The sequence below is a fragment of the Caldanaerovirga acetigignens genome, from assembly GCF_900142995.1.
Taxonomy (GTDB): domain Bacteria; phylum Bacillota; class Thermosediminibacteria; order Thermosediminibacterales; family Thermosediminibacteraceae; genus Fervidicola; species Fervidicola acetigignens.
On the sequence record NZ_FRCR01000002.1, the window covers coordinates 200,803 to 217,819 of the forward strand.

The 17,017-nt window shown below is 45.6% G+C and carries 10 protein-coding genes and 1 pseudogene; 9 read left to right on the forward strand and 2 right to left on the reverse strand.

What is annotated here, in order from left to right; translation table 11 throughout:
• The first annotated feature begins 2 nt into the window (after positions 1-2).
• The 4 genes from BUB66_RS02570 (at position 3) to BUB66_RS02585 (ending at position 5,807) form a co-directional block, all read left to right on the forward strand.
• On the forward strand, positions 3-1,226 hold the full coding sequence (locus BUB66_RS02570; RefSeq protein WP_073254132.1) for a uroporphyrinogen decarboxylase family protein: 1,224 nt from the start codon (positions 3-5) through the stop codon (positions 1,224-1,226).
• A gap of 189 nt (positions 1,227-1,415) precedes the next feature.
• Positions 1,416-2,579 (forward strand): MFS transporter, encoded by a 1,164-nt coding sequence (locus BUB66_RS02575; protein WP_073254135.1) that lies wholly within the window; start codon positions 1,416-1,418, stop codon positions 2,577-2,579.
• 163 nt (positions 2,580-2,742) lie between these two features.
• On the forward strand, positions 2,743-3,963 hold the full coding sequence (locus BUB66_RS02580; RefSeq protein WP_073254138.1) for a uroporphyrinogen decarboxylase family protein: 1,221 nt from the start codon (positions 2,743-2,745) through the stop codon (positions 3,961-3,963).
• Between the two features lie 89 nt (positions 3,964-4,052).
• On the forward strand, positions 4,053-5,807 hold the full coding sequence (locus BUB66_RS02585; protein ID WP_073254141.1) for an ASKHA domain-containing protein: 1,755 nt from the start codon (positions 4,053-4,055) through the stop codon (positions 5,805-5,807).
• Here the strand turns inward: BUB66_RS02585 and dnaE are convergent.
• Positions 5,804-8,947, reverse strand: coding sequence for a DNA polymerase III subunit alpha (dnaE, locus tag BUB66_RS02590; protein WP_084098620.1), 3,144 nt, complete (start codon positions 8,945-8,947; stop codon positions 5,804-5,806). The two genes, BUB66_RS02585 and dnaE, sit on opposite strands and share 4 nt — an antisense overlap.
• 108 nt (positions 8,948-9,055) lie before the next feature.
• Here dnaE and BUB66_RS02595 point away from each other — a divergent pair, with 108 nt between their 5' ends.
• The 3 genes from BUB66_RS02595 (at position 9,056) to spoVT (ending at position 13,726) form a co-directional block, all read left to right on the forward strand.
• Complete coding sequence (locus BUB66_RS02595; RefSeq protein WP_073254147.1) at positions 9,056-9,460, forward strand: hypothetical protein; 405 nt, start codon at positions 9,056-9,058, stop codon at positions 9,458-9,460.
• A gap of 101 nt (positions 9,461-9,561) precedes the next feature.
• Positions 9,562-13,095 (forward strand): transcription-repair coupling factor, encoded by a 3,534-nt coding sequence (gene mfd / locus BUB66_RS02600; protein ID WP_084098623.1) that lies wholly within the window; start codon positions 9,562-9,564, stop codon positions 13,093-13,095.
• A gap of 67 nt (positions 13,096-13,162) precedes the next feature.
• On the forward strand, positions 13,163-13,726 hold the full coding sequence (gene spoVT / locus BUB66_RS02605; RefSeq protein WP_073254149.1) for a stage V sporulation protein T: 564 nt from the start codon (positions 13,163-13,165) through the stop codon (positions 13,724-13,726).
• Between the two features lie 36 nt (positions 13,727-13,762).
• Here the strand turns inward: spoVT and BUB66_RS02610 are convergent.
• Positions 13,763-14,350, reverse strand: a pseudogene (locus BUB66_RS02610) (phosphoenolpyruvate carboxykinase (ATP)); the annotation flags it as partial.
• A gap of 175 nt (positions 14,351-14,525) precedes the next feature.
• On the opposite strand from BUB66_RS02610, the gene BUB66_RS02615 reads away from it, so the two are divergent.
• On the forward strand, positions 14,526-16,160 hold the full coding sequence (locus BUB66_RS02615) for a putative polysaccharide biosynthesis protein (protein ID WP_244269722.1): 1,635 nt from the start codon (positions 14,526-14,528) through the stop codon (positions 16,158-16,160).
• Positions 16,157-16,954: a nucleoside triphosphate pyrophosphohydrolase gene (mazG, locus tag BUB66_RS02620; RefSeq protein ID WP_244269723.1), complete on the forward strand. Its 798-nt coding sequence runs from the start codon at positions 16,157-16,159 to the stop codon at positions 16,952-16,954. Before BUB66_RS02615 ends, mazG begins: the two co-directional genes overlap by 4 nt.
• Positions 16,955-17,017: the final 63 nt, after the last annotated feature.

The window sequence follows — 17,017 nt, forward strand, 5'->3', positions numbered from 1 at the left end:
ATATGATAAGCAACGCAAAAGAATTGGCAGAAAAAAGAATGGCTCGCCTTATGGCGGCGATAAACCTGGAGGAACCCGATAAAGTTCCCCTTGCTGGCGTGGGGGGAGATATTGTCCCGGCTTACGCGGGTATCAGCATGTATGAGTATTGTTATGACATGGAGAAAGCAGTGAAAGCTACCGAAAAGTTCATAAAAGACTTCCCGTGTGATTGGCCTTTTTCCGCTTCGGTTGTTGGTTTAGATGGCAGGGTATTTAACATAGCTTTTGCGGAATACCCAGACATTTCGATAAACCTTACGTTTATAACCGGGCCGATGCATGATGCCTTAGGAGATAAATATTATAGGTATCCAGGTAGGGAAATATCTCCCGATTCATCGCCGCAATTTATTGGCGGGGCTTTCATGGAAGCGGACGAATATGATCAATTAATAGCAGATCCAGTAAAATTTATAGCCGAAACTATCCTGCCTAGGGCCTGCCGCAACCTAGAGACACCCCGCAAGGCAATGGCGGCAATGGTTAGACTCGGAAGGGAGATATCCAATTTTAATGCTCTGATGGGTCAGATAGTCGGAAAAATGATCGAAAATGGGTACCCAGCGATGGCCCTCGGCGGCGCTTATGCGCCATTAGATTTGATTGGAGACTTCCTACGAGGTGTAGAAAACCTGCTACTCGATATTAGGAGGTACCCAGATAAAGTAAAAGCAGCTACTGAGGCACTGGTAGAACCGATAATGAATTACGCTCTGGCACACAAGAGCATAGGAGCTAATTTAGCCTTTATACCGCTACATCTGAATGAATACCTCTCGCCGAAGCTATATAAGGAATTCTACTGGCCGACACTTAAAGAAGTTATCGAGAGGTTAGTAAAAGAAGGCTTTAAAGTAATGGTTTTCTTTGAAGGCAAACACGATGCACACCTTGAGACGATTTTGGAATTGCCAAAGGGTTGGGGTGTGGCATATTTCGAAAAGACCGATGTCGTAAAAGCTAAAGAAGTTTTAAAAGGCCATACCTGCGTAATGGGCGGAATCCCGATGGGATTGATTGTGGGAGGAACTCCTGCCCAGATCGACGAATACGTCAAGAATCTGCTCGAAAAAGTAAAACCGGGTGGAGGATTTATACTAGCTCCCGGAGTTGGTACAGCCCCGAGAGAGACGCCGCTGGAGAACATAAAGGCCCTTGCAGAAGCAGTAGAAAAGTACGGTTAATAGAAAAAGCCGGCTGCAGAATTTGTCTGCGGCCGGCTTGAAATACCATAAAAAAGAGGGATAAAAGTCAGCCAAAATATCATAAAATTAATAAAAGAATAAAAAAAGAAAAAGATAATCACAAGTAATTATTGCAAGTTTTATCAAAATAAAAAATTAATAAAAATAAATCAAAGGGGATGAGATTTTATGTCAAACACCAGGTTTACGACTGTACTGGCTGTAATGTCGGTGTTTTTTATAGCTATGGGCATTGGTACAATTACGCCGGCATTGCAGAACATAGCCGAAGCTTTTCCCCACCTGCCGTTTAGCACGATCCTTCTCGCTTCGACGCTTCCGTCTTTGTTCATAATTCCTGCTACGGCTTGGTCGGGAATGGTAGCTGGCAAGACAGTAAGCTACAGGACTTTGCTCATAATAGGAACATTGCTCTTTGCTCTGGCTGGAGCTGCCCCTGTAATGATGAACGACTTTACGGTGATTTTGGTTGCAAGAGCGCTTTTCGGAATAGGGCTAGGAATTATAAGTCCTCTTGGAACTGCATTGATTTTAAGATTGTTTGAAGGGCAACAGCGGGCTAACATGTTGGGACTTTCCGGCGTTGTAATGAACCTCGGTGGCATAGTTCTTCAAATATTAGGCGGTATTCTTTGCACTATTAGTTGGAGATATGCTTTCCTTCCGCATCTTTTAGGTCTTTTAACGCTCTTCATGGTTCTCTTTATGTTGCCAGAACCTCCAAAAGTGGAGACTCAAGGAACAGGAGAAAAAGTTGGGATACCTGGAGCAGTGTATTTAATTGCTGCACTGTTTGGCGCAAGTGTGATGTTAAACTATCCCATGCTTGTCAATATGTCTACAATAATAATCACCGGAAATCTTGGCGACGCGGCTGCGGCTGGTTTTGTTCTTTCTATGTTTACAGTAGGAGGCATGATTGGAGGAGCTATTTTCGGCAAATTACACCAATATATCAAGAATCAGGCCATTACTGTAAGTCTACTCTTGATATCGCTTGGAATGGGACTCGTATATTACGCCAATAGCTTGATGATGCTGACGGCAGGTTCCACGCTGGTTGGAATGGGCTTCAGCATATTGATGCCCGCAGTGATGATGATAATAGGAACTATAGTCCACCCGTCGGCTTTTGCCTCGGCCTCAGGGATGCTAATGGCTTTTTTGAACCTGGGAGGCTTTATCTCAACGTACTATATAGCCATGCTTTTGAAAATCAACAGTTATATACGATTCCCGATTTTCGTCGCCATGGTTGTATACCTTATTAGCGCTATAATTTATGCCATTACTGGCGGTAGAAAGCAGAGCGGCGTTTCAGCTCAAGGTTGAAAAATCTCAATGTCCGAAATTAATTAAGAATTACAGCACCTGAAAAAGGTGCTTTTTTTTTAATAAAGGAGAATAAAAATTAAAATCACAATTGACTTATTAGAATAAAGTACAATAAAATAAAGACAAGTATATATTAGTGTATAATGGGGAGGGAAGGTTTATGGTGCAAGAGTCTAAAGACCTAGCTCAAAAGCGGTACGAACGCATAATGGCAGCTATCAACCTAGAAGAACCGGATAAAGTGCCTTTCAGGGGTTTTGGAGGGGATATAATCCCGGAATACTACGGCATATCATACCAGGAGTTTTGTTTTGACTACGACAAAGCGTTAAAGGCTATTGAAAAATTTTTGAAGGACTTTCCTTGTGATTGGTCTTCGGCGGGATTGGCAGGGCTGGACGGAAGAGTATTTAGCATTGCATTTGCAAATTGGCCGGAAGTTACAGTAAATACTACCTTTATAACTGGCCCGATGCACAAAGTTTTAGAAGACAAATATTACCGCTATCCAGGAATGGAGACCAGCGAAAATTCCTCGCCGCAATTCATAGGAGGTACATTCATGGAAGCAGATGAATACGATAAGTTAATCGAAGATCCGGTAAAATTTGTCGCAGAAACAGTATTGCCAAGAGCTTGTAAGAATCTAGAAAGTCCTTCTTCGGCTATGGCTACAATGGTAAAGTTAGGAGAGGAATTTGCAAAATATAATGCTGCAGTCCGGCAGTTGGGGGCTATTGCTGCTTCCATGGGATATCCATCAATCCCTATGGGAGGAGCTTACGCGCCGCTTGATATAATTGGAGATTTTTTAAGAGGAATAGAAAATGTTCTACTCGATATAAGGAGGTATCCGGATAAGGTTAAAAAAGCTGCTGAAGCATTGGTAGAGCCGGTAACGAAGTATGCACTATCCTTTAAAGCCAGAGGTGCTAAACTAGCATTTATCCCGCTTCATCTAAATGAATATTTGTCGCCGAAACTGTACAAAGAATTTTATTGGCCGACGTTGAAAAAGGTCATCTTGAACCTATTAGATGAGGGAATAAAATCGTTTGTATTTTTTGAAGGAAACCATACCCCTCATCTGGAGACTATCTTAGAGCTACCCAAAGGATGGGGTATTGCGTATTTTGAAAAGACGGACGTGGTCAAAGCGAAAGAGGTCTTAAAAGGCCATTCCTGCGTGATGGGAGGGATACCGGCTAACTTAATAATCGGTGGGACTCCGGCGCAGATTGACGAGCATATAAAGACTCTCATGGAAAAGGTAAAACCGGGCGGTGGATTTATACTGTCCACCACTATAGGGACGCTTCCTAGGGAAACCCCTGTTGAAAATATAAAAGCGCTGATAGATGCTATTGAAAAATACGCTTGATGAATACTATTATTAAATTAGATCCTGTTAATACTGCCGCTTTGCGGCAGCTTGTTTTTTAATTTCGCAATGTATGGAGGTAAGTTTTGATGAATGTTTATAAAGTTACAATTCTTCCGGATAACATTCAAATATCCGTTCAAGAAAATTCTACCCTGAAGAAGGTTTTTACTGAAAACGGCATAAAATTTGAATTTCCGTGCGGAGGCATGGGGAAATGCAAAAAGTGCAAGGTAAGGGTGATTAGTAAAAATTCCAGCGAAGAGGTTTTGGCGTGCCAGTACAAGGTTGTAGAGGAAGTGAAGGTGGAAATATCCAAGAAGGAGCAAAAGTATGAGATTTTGTCGGAAGGCGTTGAAAAAAAGGTAGCTCTAGATCCCCTGATTAAAAAGCAATACCGTGAGCTTCCACTGCCATCATTGGAGGACAACAGAGATGATTGGAAAAGACTGGATAATATCGGTTTAAAGCCCAAACTCAGGATTTTAAGAGAATTACCTGAGATATTGAGAAAGAGTAATTATAAAGTTACCGTTTCAATTTGGAATGATGAAGTCCTGGCCGTGGAAAAAGGGGATACCAGCCGGGAACTTTTAGGTATGGCTTTCGACATAGGAACGACGACAATAGCCGGCTATCTTATAAACTTGAGCACCGGCAGCGAAATAGCCAGAGTATCCGCACTGAATCCGCAGACAAAATACGGGGCCGACGTTATTTCAAGAATAAATTTGGCTTCCGAGACGCCGGATGGATTGGAAAAACTTCACGCAGAAGTGATAAATGAAATCAACAATTTAATCGACAAGGCATTGAGAGGTACCGATTTTAAGCGAGAGGACATTTACGCAGTTACAACAGTGGGCAATACGACCATGCAGCACCTGTTTTTAAAGGTGCAGCCAAAGCACCTGGCCTTAGCTCCCTACGTGCCCGTTTTTTCAGAGCCGATGGTCGTGGATGCGAGTGAACTTGGTATTGACATCAACCCGAACGGCAAGGTTTTTACACTGCCGAACATTGCCGGGTTTGTAGGGGCGGACACGGTGGGCGCGGCCCTGGCATGCGAGATGGACAAGTACGATGACCTCAGGCTGCTGATAGATATAGGTACTAATGGAGAGATGGTGCTCGGCACTAAAGAAAGGCTCTTTGCCTGTTCCACTGCTGCAGGGCCCGCCTTTGAAGGTGCTCACATAGCTTGCGGCATGAGAGGGGCGACTGGAGCTATAGATCATGCGAAAATAGACGGAGAAGTAAAGTACACGGTGATAGGCGGGGTTGAGCCTGTAGGTATATGCGGGTCTGGACTTTTGGATATTGTGGCGGAGCTTCTGAAAGTGGGCATCGTGGACAAAAAAGGAAGAATCCTTAAGCCCGAGGAACTTTCCGGGGAAGGGGAAATTTACAAAGATAGAATTAGAGAGATAAACGGAATAAGAGCATTTATTATTAAGGAGAATACATCGACCGGGCAGCCTGTGTATATAAACCAGAAAGATATAAGGGAGCTGCAGCTTGCTAAAGGAGCCATAGCCGCCGGAATTGAAATTTTATTAAATACTTTCGGGGCTAAAGTGGGAGACATAAAGGAAGTATTTCTTGCGGGGGCTTTCGGGAATTATCTGAACCCCGAGAGCGCGTGTAAGATAGGACTCATACCGCCCGAACTGGAAGGTAGGATTAAACCAGTTGGTAATGCCGCCGGGACCGGGGCAAAACTTGCGCTTGTGTCCGAAAAAGAATACGAGCGAGCACTTGCACTTTCCCGGAAGATCCATTATATAGAACTCAGCGCGGTGAGCGAATTCAGCCGGATTTTTGCCAAGAAAATAGAATTTTAATTAATAGGTTCGATTTTTTCCGCAACCACCGTCCTGCGGCCATCGTCGTTAAAATCCACCCAGCCCTCCACCGCCACTACCGAGCCGGTGTAAATATAAGGTTCGAACAAGGTCAATTTTTGCGGGAAAACGACAAATTCTACCGAACCGGTCAGGTCTTCCAAACGGGCGAAGACCATGCGCTTTCCGCTGCGGGTTCTGCCGGACCTGGGGTCCAGCACTATGCCGGCGAGTCTTACATTTTGCCGCTGGCATATTTCTTCGATTTCGGAAACCGTATGGGTAGATACTTGCCGTTTTTCTGCCACAAACTCCATAGGGTGGGCCGTTATGTAATAGCCCATCGCCATTACTTCCTGGGCCAGCTTTTGAGAAGGAGTGAAATCTTCGATATCCAGTTCCGCTACCATTGCTTGAATGTCCGAGATTTCGTCTATGAGGCAGAGCTGCCTTTCGTGCGCTGGTTGTTTTTCGGAAAGCAGCCATTTCAAAGATATAAGCAACGATGCCCTCGGTATGCCGAAAGAATCGAAAGCTCCGGATAATATAAGAGATTCTAAGACCTTGGCGTTTATAATTTTGCGGTCCACCCTGTGGCAAAAATCAAAGAAGCTTTCAAATGGACCGTCCCGGCGTGTCTTTAAAATTTCTTCGATTCCGCGGGGTCCCAGGTTTTTTATGAGGGCAAGGCCGGTCCTGATGGCCTTATCACCTTCGGGGTGAAAACCCGCTCCGCTCCTGTTTATATCCGGTAAGAGAAGTCTTATCCCCCGGCGGCGGGCTTCGCAAAGGTAAAGCTGAAAGCGGGAGGGCGAATCCGAGTAAAGGTTAAAAAGCGATGAAAAGTACTCCAGGGGGAAATGCTCCCTCAGATATACGGTGCGGTAAGCGGTTATGGCATAAGCTACGCTGTGGGACTTGTTAAAGCCGTAATCTCCGAAGGCTGCCAGGGTGTCGAAGATTTCCCTGGCGGCTTTTTCGTCAATACCCCTTTCCATTGCTCCTTTCAAGAAGCGCGGTTTTTCCGCTTCTATTTCCTCCCTTTTCTTTTTTGCTATGGCCCGGCGCAGCAGATCCGCTTCGCCGGGAGTGTAACCTGCAATGATGCAGGCTGCCTGCATCAACTGCTCCTGGTAAACGAAGACGCCATAAGTCTCTTTTAAGAGGGGTTCGAGGGCGGGGTGGATGTACGAGACCGGCTTTCTGCCCAGGCGGCGCGCTATGAATTCCTCCGCCATACCGCTCTTTAGAGGTCCGGGGCGGTACAAGGCCAAAACGGCTGAGAGGTCTTCGATATTTGCGGGTTTTATCCTTCTCAGCATATTTCTCATTCCGGAGGATTCAAGCTGGAAGCACCCGCCGGTGTCTCCACTGGCAAGGGCGCGGTAAGTGGCTTTGTCGTCTAAAGGGATTTCTTCGGGTCTTAAGTTTATGCCGTGCCGCTCGCGAACGAGCTTTAATGTCTCGCCGATTACGGTCAAAAACCGGAGTCCCAGAAGGTCTATCTTTACAAGGCCCAGTTCCTCTAAGGCATACATGTCGGCCTGGGTTATAATCTCCTCCCCCGAGGCCCGCTGCAGAGGAAGGTATTCCGTGAGGGATTTGTCGGTTATTACGACTCCGGCGGAATGCTGGGTTATGTGCCTGGGGAGGCCCTGGAGCTGACGGGCTATTTCGAAGGTGCGGCGGATTTCCTGGTCGCCTTTGACTAGGTTCGAAAAATGAGGGCTTTCTCTTAAAGCTTCCTCCAGGCTGGTATGCGAATAGGGTATTAGAGAACACGCTGCATCTATTTTTTCGTAATCGAGTTTCAGAGCCCTGCCGGTGTCCCTGAGGGCTGCCCGGGCTTGCAGGGTGGAAAAGGCGCCCACGTGGGCGATGCGCTCGGGTCCGAAGCGGCGCCTTATGTATTCCAGCACTTCTCTCCTCCCTACATGGCAGAGGTCTACATCGATGTCGGGCAAACTCACCCTTTCCGGATTTAAAAATCTTTCGAAGATGAGGCCGTATTTTATTGGGTCCACGTTGGTTATGCCGAGCAGGTAAGCTACGAGGCTTCCTGCCGCAGAGCCGCGTCCAACCCCTACGGTAAACCCTTTCTGACGGGCAAAATCCACGATATCCTTGACGATTAAAAAGTAGCCGGAAAAGCCCGTGGTTTTTATGACGGAAAGTTCCATAGAAAGTCTTTTTTCGACTTCCCGGGGCGGTGGGCTGCCGTAGCGCGCAATCATTCCTTCAATGCAAAGTTCACTGAGGTGCTCGTCGGCACTTTTTCCTTCCGGGAGCGGGATTTCGGGGAGTTTGGTCTTTCCGAGGCTTAATTTTACGTTGCACCTTTCAGCTATGGCTTCGGTATTTTTTAGGGCCTCCGGAATTTCTCGAAAAATGGATTCCATTTCCGCCTGGCTTTTTAGGTAATACTCTTTTCCGGGAAGATGCAAAGCTTGATTCAGCGACGAGAGAGTTTGGACTGCCAGTAAAACCTTGTGAATTGCGGCGTCCGAAGGGTAAAGGTAATGAACGTCGTTGGTGGCCACCGTTTTGATTCCGAGCTTTCGGGCAATGGCATTGAGCCAGAAATTGGCCTTTTTCTCGGAGGAAAGTCCGTGGTACTGAAGTTCGAGGAAAAAGCCGTCGCGGCCGAATATATCTTTATACTCTTTTGCAGCTTCTTCGGCCGCTTTTACTTCGCCTTTAAGGATGAGGCTGGCCACCTCCCCTTTGAGACACCCGCTCAGGGCTATAAGGCCATTGGAATGGGATGCGAGCAGCTTTTTGGATATTCTGGGGCGGTAGTAGAAGCCTTCCAAATGCGAGCGGGTAACCAAAGACAGAAGGTTTTTCAAGCCCTCCTGGTCTTCGGCAAGTAACACCAGGTGATAAGGAGTCTCCTTTCCGCGTTTTTGAAACAAGTCTTCCACCACGTAAACTTCGCAGCCCAAAATGGGTTTTATTCCCGCCTCGGTGCACAGCTTGTAAAACGGCACCATCCCGTAAAGGCCGCCGTGGTCGGTTAGAGCCAGGGCCGGCATGGAAAGTTCTGACGCCCTTTTTACCAACTGGGGGAGACGGCAGAGGCCGTCGAGCATGCTGTATTCCGAGTGGACGTGAAGGTGGCAGAATGGCATGGGCATCATCTCCGAACAAACGTTTGATATATTTAATTATATACCCGGTTTTTCTTTTTTAAAACAGGTAATTTTGGGAAGAATTTAATATGAGAATGGAAAATTGGAGGTAAAGTGTTGATAAAAGAAGCGGCAGCCGGAATAGTGGCGGGTATCTTCTCGGCATTTTTTGCCATGGCGATAAACACGAAATTCGCGAAATACTCAAAAAGGAGTGCGGTGACTTTCGGAGCACCGGTGGTCGAGGAGATTTTGAAGACGTCGGCGGTAATTTTTGGTGGTAGCGTGTTTTTGTCCCACCTGACCTTCGGAATGATTGAGGCTATATGCGACGTGGCAAAAAAGGGAGGTAAAAAAGCTTTGGTGGCGGGGATATCGGCGGTTTTAAGTCACGCCATTCTCGGGCTTGTCACGGTCTTTGTATGGGATGTTTTTAAAAGCCTGTATGTCGGGATTTTTGTAGCTTGCATTCTTCACATTGGATGGAATAGTCTGGTGATGTTAAGTTGTCAGGAGCGGTAATATTTTATATAATAAATACATAGCTTTTTAAAAGATGAAATATAGCGGAAGTATTTATCAGAAAATTTTAAAATATATCCATAAAAGTAAAGGGAGAAAAGATGGATGTACGAATTATATCTCGAGAAATGAGCGAATTAAAAAGGTTTATTGAAGACCTAAAAGGGGGGCTTTCCGGACTTTTGGCCTACGGCCTTTCGGATTCCCAGCGGGCTTTCCTCATAGCTGCTGTCAAAAAGGAAACACCAAGGTCGGTGCTTGTGGTGACTCCTGATTCGTTGGATGCCCGAAAGTTGACCGACGACCTTACGTACTTTTTGGGACCAGAAAATGTGGCTATTTTTACGGCAAGCTCGGTGATACCTTACGAGACAGCAGCTAAAAGTCCCGAATTTACAGCGCATAGATTGAAGGTTATTGAGAAGCTGCTTGCAGATAAAAATCCGGTAGTAGTAGCACCGTTACAGGCTTTGACGAATAAAATGATGCCACCTGATATTGTTAAAAAATTCACCATACGAATTAGCGTTGGACAAAAAATAAAGCTCGATGATATGACTTCGAAACTTTCCCTCATGGGATACGAAAGGGTGGACATAGTTGAAGGACCCGGCCAGTACGCGGTAAGGGGGGGTATTGTAGATGTATATCCCATAACTGTGGAAAACCCCTACCGCGTGGAATTTTTTGATGATGAAGTTGATTCTATTAGAGAATTTTCTGTGGAGGACCAGCGTTCTATAGAAAAACTTCAAGAAGTCTTCATTTCTCAAGCGAGAGAAGTGGTATTTGACAGGGAAACGGCAAGGAACGCAGCCATAAGCATAGCCCGCGAATTGGAGGAAAGGAAAAAAGTTTTCGAGCAAGTATCGTCTCTTGTGGAAGGCAAAAAGCTAGAAGAAAAAATAAATGAACATATAGAGAAGCTGCAAAGTGGGATGTTTTTCGAATCAGCTCAACTTTATATTTCTCATCTTTACCCGAATCTTTCTTCAATCATCGATTACTTTTCGCATCCTCCCATCGTCATAATGGTGGAACCGGGCAAAATAGTAGAAAGTGCCAAAACCTCTACTTTTGAAATTGAAGAGACCTACAAAGGGCTCCTGGAGAAGGGAGAAATCCTGCCGTCGGTTTCGGCAATGTATTATTCGCCTTTTGAGATTTTGGAAAATCTTACAAGGGCGCAGACCGTTTACGTTTCCACGCTTCCCCGCATTCCAAGGGAATTTGATGTAAAAGGGCTTTACTCATTTCAGTTCAGGGCAGTTGCCTCATTTCATGGCAAAGCGGACCTTTTGGTCGAAGAAATTAGCGACTTAAAGAAAAAAGGATACCGCACTATAGTTTTGTCGGGGACAGGCGAAAGGGGTATTCACTTAAAGAAGGCTCTGGAGGAAAAGGGTCTTGAGGCAGTATTTATTGGTTCGGTAGAAGGGGAACTTATGCCTGGAAAGGTTGTGATAACGCCGGGTTCCGTTGAAAAGGGCTTTTTGATTCCCGAGGCAAAGTTTGCCTTAATATCTGACCTGGATGTTTACGGACAACCCAAGATAAGAGCGCGAAGACCTAAATTTAGGCGTGAAGGTAAAAGAATTCATTCCATTGAAGAACTTTCAGCAGGAGATTACATTGTGCATATTTCTCACGGTATAGGCCGATATCTGGGAATCGAAACCCTGGAGGTAGACGGGCAAAAAAGGGATTATTTTGCTCTTCAGTATGCAGGTGGGGACAAACTCTATGTACCTACCGAACAGGTGGAAATGCTGCACAAATATGTAAGTCCTGAAGATAAACCCCCGAAGTTGAACAAGTTGGGGAGCGGTGAATGGGCGAAGGCAAAGGCTAAGGTAAAAGAGTCGGTAAAGCAAATGGCAAAGGACCTGCTTGAGCTTTACGCTGCCCGGCAGGCCATGAAAGGTTTTGCGTTTTCGCCGGATACGGTATGGCAAAAGGAATTTGAGGATATGTTCCCTTATGAAGAGACGCCCGACCAACTCACGGCCATAGAAGAAGTAAAAAAGGATATGGAAAGCAGTAAATGCATGGACAGGCTCCTTTGCGGGGACGTGGGGTACGGGAAGACCGAAGTTGCCATGAGGGCTGCTTTTAAAGCGGTGATGGACTCGAAGCAGGTGGCGGTATTGGTTCCCACTACAATTCTGGCTGAACAACATTACCGTACTTTTTCGGAAAGATTTGCGCCTTTCCCGGTAAAAATAGAGGTGATAAGCCGGTTTAAATCAAAAGCACAGCAGAAGGCTATTTTGAAAGACCTGAGGAAGGGAGCTATAGACATAATTATCGGTACCCATCGATTGCTGCAAAAGGATGTGAAATTTAAAGACCTTGGGCTTCTCATTGTGGACGAGGAGCAGAGGTTTGGCGTTGCCCATAAGGAAAAATTAAAACAGCTTAAAAAGAACGTAGACGTGCTTACATTAACGGCCACGCCTATACCTAGGACTTTACACATGGCGATGACTGGGATAAGGGATATGAGTATTATTGAGACGCCACCGGAGAATCGCTATCCTGTTCAAACTTACGTTGTGGAATATAGCGACGCTCTTGTAAGGGACGCCATTATAAGGGAGATTTCTCGAGGCGGACAAGTCTATTACGTCTATAATGTAGTGAATACCATTTATGAAGAAGCAAAAAGGCTTTCTCAAATAGTTCCTGAAGCGAGAATTGCCGTAGCCCATGGGAAAATGAAGGAAAGAGAGCTAGAAGAGGTCATGTTGGAGTTTTATGAACACAAATATGATGTCCTGGTATGCACTACCATAATTGAGACGGGACTAGACATACCAAGTGTTAACACCCTTATAGTGATTTCGGCAGACAGGTTTGGCCTTTCTCAGCTTTATCAGTTGAGGGGACGGGTCGGAAGGTCCAGCACCCAGGCCTTCGCATACTTCACTTATAGAAAGGATAAAGCGCTGAGTGAAACGGCTGAAAAGCGATTGGCCGCCATAAGAGATTTTACGGAGTTCGGCGCGGGTTTTAAAATCGCCCTGAGGGACCTGGAGATACGCGGTGCAGGCAACATCCTCGGCGCTGAACAGCACGGTCACATGATGGCAGTGGGGTACGACCTTTACTGCAAGCTCCTTGCGGAGGCGGTCCGGGAACTCAAAGGTGAACCGGAAAAAGAAGAAATTCAGCCCGTTATTGACCTGAAGCTCAGCGCCTATATCCCGGACGATTATATTAGCAACGCCGCCCAAAAGATAGACGTATACCGGCGGGTTGCAGCGGTGGAGAGCCTGGCAGAGGCCGATGACTTAGAGGAGGAAATAGAAGACCGGTTCGGCGATTTGCCCGAGCCTGCCCGGAATTTACTGGCGGTGGCCCGCCTCAGGGTGCTGGCGAAGAGATTGAAGCTTTCGAGCATAATCCAGCTGACCGATATCGTCGTTTTCAAGTTTCAGTCGGGCGGTGTTTTTTCACACGAGCAGTTTTCAGCTTTAAAAGAAGCTTTCAAAAGTAAGGTTACGTTTCAGGGCACGACCGTTCCTTCTTTTATCTTCAAGGTTAGAAACCTGGAAGGTCACAAGTTGTTATTTAAAATCGAGGGTGTGTTAAAGGAGATGGTGGAATTTCTACAACTTCCCTCTAATGAATAAAATAGGTTGCGGGGTTGTATACTATCTTTGAGAAAAATCTTTCTTTCGAAATTAAGGAGGGAAAACATTGAAGGCAACAGGAATTGTGCGGCGTATTGATGAGTTGGGGCGAGTCGTGATTCCGAAAGAAATCAGGCGAACCCTGAGAATCCGAGAAGGGGACCCTCTTGAGATATTTACCGACCGCGAAGGAGAAGTTATTTTAAAGAAATATTCGCCTATCGGAGAACTTGCGGACTTTGCAAAAGAATACGTGGAAGCCCTCCATGACTCCTTGGGTCATATCGCATGCATATCCGACAGGGACTCGATAATCGCGGTGGCTGGGACTCCGAAAAAAGAGCTTCTTGATAAATCTATAAGTTCAGACATCGAGGCTATTTTAGAAGAGCGCAAGACGGTTCTCATAAAAAAGACGAGCGAGAAGGAATACGTGAAGATAACGGCTGATGAAGAAGAGGGGAAAATAAAGTACACTGGTCAGGTGATAGTTCCTATAATAGCCGATGGCGACCCAATAGGGGCTGTAATTCTTCTTTCAAAAGACCCTAATGTTTCTATGGGAGAATTGGAGCTAAAGGTGGCAGAAACCGCGGCCGGTTTCTTTTCGAGGCAGATGAATATTTCCTGATAAAAACTAGCAGCAAAAAAGCTGCTAGTTTTTTTTATAATTCATGGCCTGTTCGAAAGAAAGTTTTGCTATCGGAGGCAGCACGCCGAATGCATCGGCGGTGAGGAAAATTATCGTGCGGGGATGCCCTCCCGTTCCGGGGATGACCGCGCCTGGTATGAAATCGACGGGATAGGCCGCGCGGGTATTTTCGGTGATGGCTTTGAGTTCCTGTTTTGAACCTCTTATGAAAAGCTGCCGGGCAAATAGATTCTGGTAGGCATATTCATTTATCACTCGCAAAGGGATTCGAAAGTTGCTATCAGCTCCTACGAAGCCGTCGAAAACATAAAGTTCCCGGTTCTGCAGGTAAGAAGTTATGCGGCGAAAGAGAGCCTCGAATTTCGACCGGGGAAAACGTTTATTGTTGTTCCACCAAATTTCACCTGCGCTTTTCGGGTTTTCTACTATGAACTTGTCCTCGGGAGAACGGCCTGTGTATTTTCCGGTATTGACTATTAAAGCGCCGGTATTGCCGAGGACGCCTTCACCTCTTTTCAAAGCGTGTTCTATTAACAATGGTACGGGCAAATTGAAATGGACTTTGCGGGGGTTTGTTAACCCCAGAGATTTTAAATGTTTCATTATTGAAGGCCCCCTATGTAAATAATATATCTTAATCCTTTTTTATGATGCACAATAATATTGTATACAATATTATAGTATAATATAAAATTGTATTCTGCAAGAAAATTTCTTCGACGGGTTGCAAATATTGAAAGAAGAAAGCAAATAGAATATAATTAAGGGTCGTAGAAACTTGCAGAAAAAAGAAAGGCTGGGGTCGTTTTTGACGGAAAGGCAAAATTCTTTTTTAAAAGGTGCCATGGTGCTTACGGCGGCCGGATTTCTTGTAAAGATACTGGGAGCGGTATACAGGATTCCCCTTGCCATGATGATAAAAGAAGAGGGTATGGGCCTTTATCAAATGGCTTATCCCATTTACGTGACGTTGCTTTCCATTTCCACAGCAGGTCTTCCCACCGCTATATCGAAGATGGTGGCAGGAGAAGTGGCGGTTAAAAGATACCGCAATGCTTACAGGATTTTTAAAGTGTCTTTGATGGTTCTTACGATAGTCGGTGCATTGCTTGCTTTATTTTTAATGATAAACGCACGGTTTTTGGCAGAAAAGGTCCTTGGAAATCCAAAGGCCTTTTACCCTTTGCTCAGTATTTCGCCTGCTATTTTTTTCGTGTCGGTGATGTCGTGCTTTCGCGGTTTTTTTCAAGGGTTGCAGGACATGACCCCTTCTGCCTTGTCTCAGGTGGTTGAACAGATAGGGCGGGTTGTATCAGTATTTTTGCTGGCGACCGTTCTCCTTCCCCGCGGCGTAGAATATGCGGCTGCAGGGGCGGCTTTTGGGCCAGTGGTGGGCTCGGTGGCGGGATTACTGGTGCTGGTGGCCGTCTACAGCAGGAAGAAGGCCAGCATCTTTGGTTCTTTTGAAGAAGCCTCGAATTCCCGGATTGAAAATCCTTTTAAAATAGCGTGGCAGCTTTTTTATTATGCGGTGCCAATAACTTTAGGAGGACTTATTGTGCCAGTTATGAACCTGGCCGATGCGGCGATAGTGACAAGAAGGCTTCAAGATGCGGGTTTTTCAATGTTAAGGGCTACACAGCTTTATGGCCAGCTCACAGGGATGGCTGCACCTATCATAAATCTCCCGGCAGTGGTGACCATGAGCATCGCCGCAAGTCTCGTGCCGGCGATATCTGAAGCAATGGCTCTGAAAAGTGGGCAACTGGTGGCTCAAAGAGCCAAGACCGGCATTAGGGTGACGCTGATGTTTGCACTTCCGGCTGCGGTGGGATTATACGTGCTGGCCGAGCCGGTGTGTGCCCTCCTTTACAAAAACCCGGAGGCCGGTATTCCTCTTTCAATTTTATCGTGGGGTATAATATTTTTGGCTCTCCAGCAGACCACGACCGGCATTCTCCAGGGAATAGGAAAAACTACGGTGCCTGTAAAAAATTTGGCCTTGGGAGCGGTTTTTAAAGTGGGCATAAATTATACTTTAACCGCACTGCCTTTTATAAATATAAAAGGAGCGGCCATGGGTACCGTGGCCGGTTACTTTATAGCATCGCTTTTTAATTTTATTTCTGCGATGAAATATACTGGCATGAATTTGCAGCTTAGGGACATGGTAATAAAACCAGCGGCTGCTGCTGCTTTTATGGGACTTTTGGTGCGCAATTTTTATAATCTTATAGCCACTTACGGATACGGCAGTGGTATTGCAACGCTGGGCTCAGTAGGTGCGGGCGTTTTCGTGTATGCGGCTGTACTTCTGGCATTAGGTGGAGTGGGAGAAGAAGAGCTAAGCCTGCTACCTGGAGGAGCGCGGTTAATCGGCTGGTTGAAAGGTATTAATTTTAAAAGGAGGTGATTAGTACGTCCAGCTATTCCATTCGGGATCTTGTTGATATAATGGCCAAGTTGAGGGGGGAAAACGGCTGCCCTTGGGACAAGGCCCAAACTCCGGAGACGCTAAAGCAGTTTTTACTGGAAGAGACCTTTGAGGTTATAGATGCCATAGATAAAAGCGACCCCAAAGAGCTGTCGGAAGAGCTCGGCGACCTTCTTTTGCAGATAGTTTTTTTATCGAGGATTGGCGAAGAAAGGGGAGAATTTAAATTCAATGATGTGGTTCAAATTATCTGCGAAAAGATGATTCGCCGCCATCCCCATATTTTTGGCGAAAAAAGGCTTGAAAGTGCCGAGGAAGTGCTTAAACATTGGGAGGAGATAAAGAAAGAAGAAAAAGAAGTTGGATCTTATGCCGAAACGATGGACAAGATCCCCGAGTCCTTTCCGGCTTTGATGAGAGCTTACAAAGTTCAAGAGAAAGCTGCGAGGGTGGGCTTTGATTGGGAGAACGTGGATGGAGCTCTGGGAAAGGTGTACGAAGAGCTCAATGAGTTAAAGGAAGTATATAAAGGCATTGATAGAGGCAAAATAATGGAAGAGATAGGGGATCTTTTATTTGCAATGGTAAATGTGGCGAGGTTTCTCGGCGTAAACCCGGAATTGGCCTTAAGGGGAGCTACCAATAAGTTTATCCGCCGGTTTAAATATGTCGAAGAAGAAGCGTCAAAAATGGGCAAAAAATTACAGGAAATGACATTAAAAGACATGGACAGACTCTGGGACAAAGGGAAAATTCAAGAAAAAAAGTTATAAATTGCCTTGAGACAAGAAGGATTTTGGCTTTTCGCGGAGAATAGACTAATTATGATAAAAGGT

Excerpts from the sequence above, each read along its gene's own strand:
- BUB66_RS02570 (WP_073254132.1), top strand. The coding sequence starts at position 3 with ATGATAAGCAACGCAAAAGAATTGGCAGAAAAAAGAATGGCTCGCCTT.
- BUB66_RS02575 (WP_073254135.1), top strand. The coding sequence starts at position 1,416 with ATGTCAAACACCAGGTTTACGACTGTACTGGCTGTAATGTCGGTGTTT.
- BUB66_RS02580 (WP_073254138.1), top strand. The coding sequence starts at position 2,743 with ATGGTGCAAGAGTCTAAAGACCTAGCTCAAAAGCGGTACGAACGCATA.
- BUB66_RS02585 (WP_073254141.1), top strand. The coding sequence starts at position 4,053 with ATGAATGTTTATAAAGTTACAATTCTTCCGGATAACATTCAAATATCC.
- dnaE (WP_084098620.1), bottom strand. The coding sequence starts at position 8,947 with ATGATGCCCATGCCATTCTGCCACCTTCACGTCCACTCGGAATACAGC.
- mfd (WP_084098623.1), top strand. The coding sequence starts at position 9,562 with ATGGATGTACGAATTATATCTCGAGAAATGAGCGAATTAAAAAGGTTT.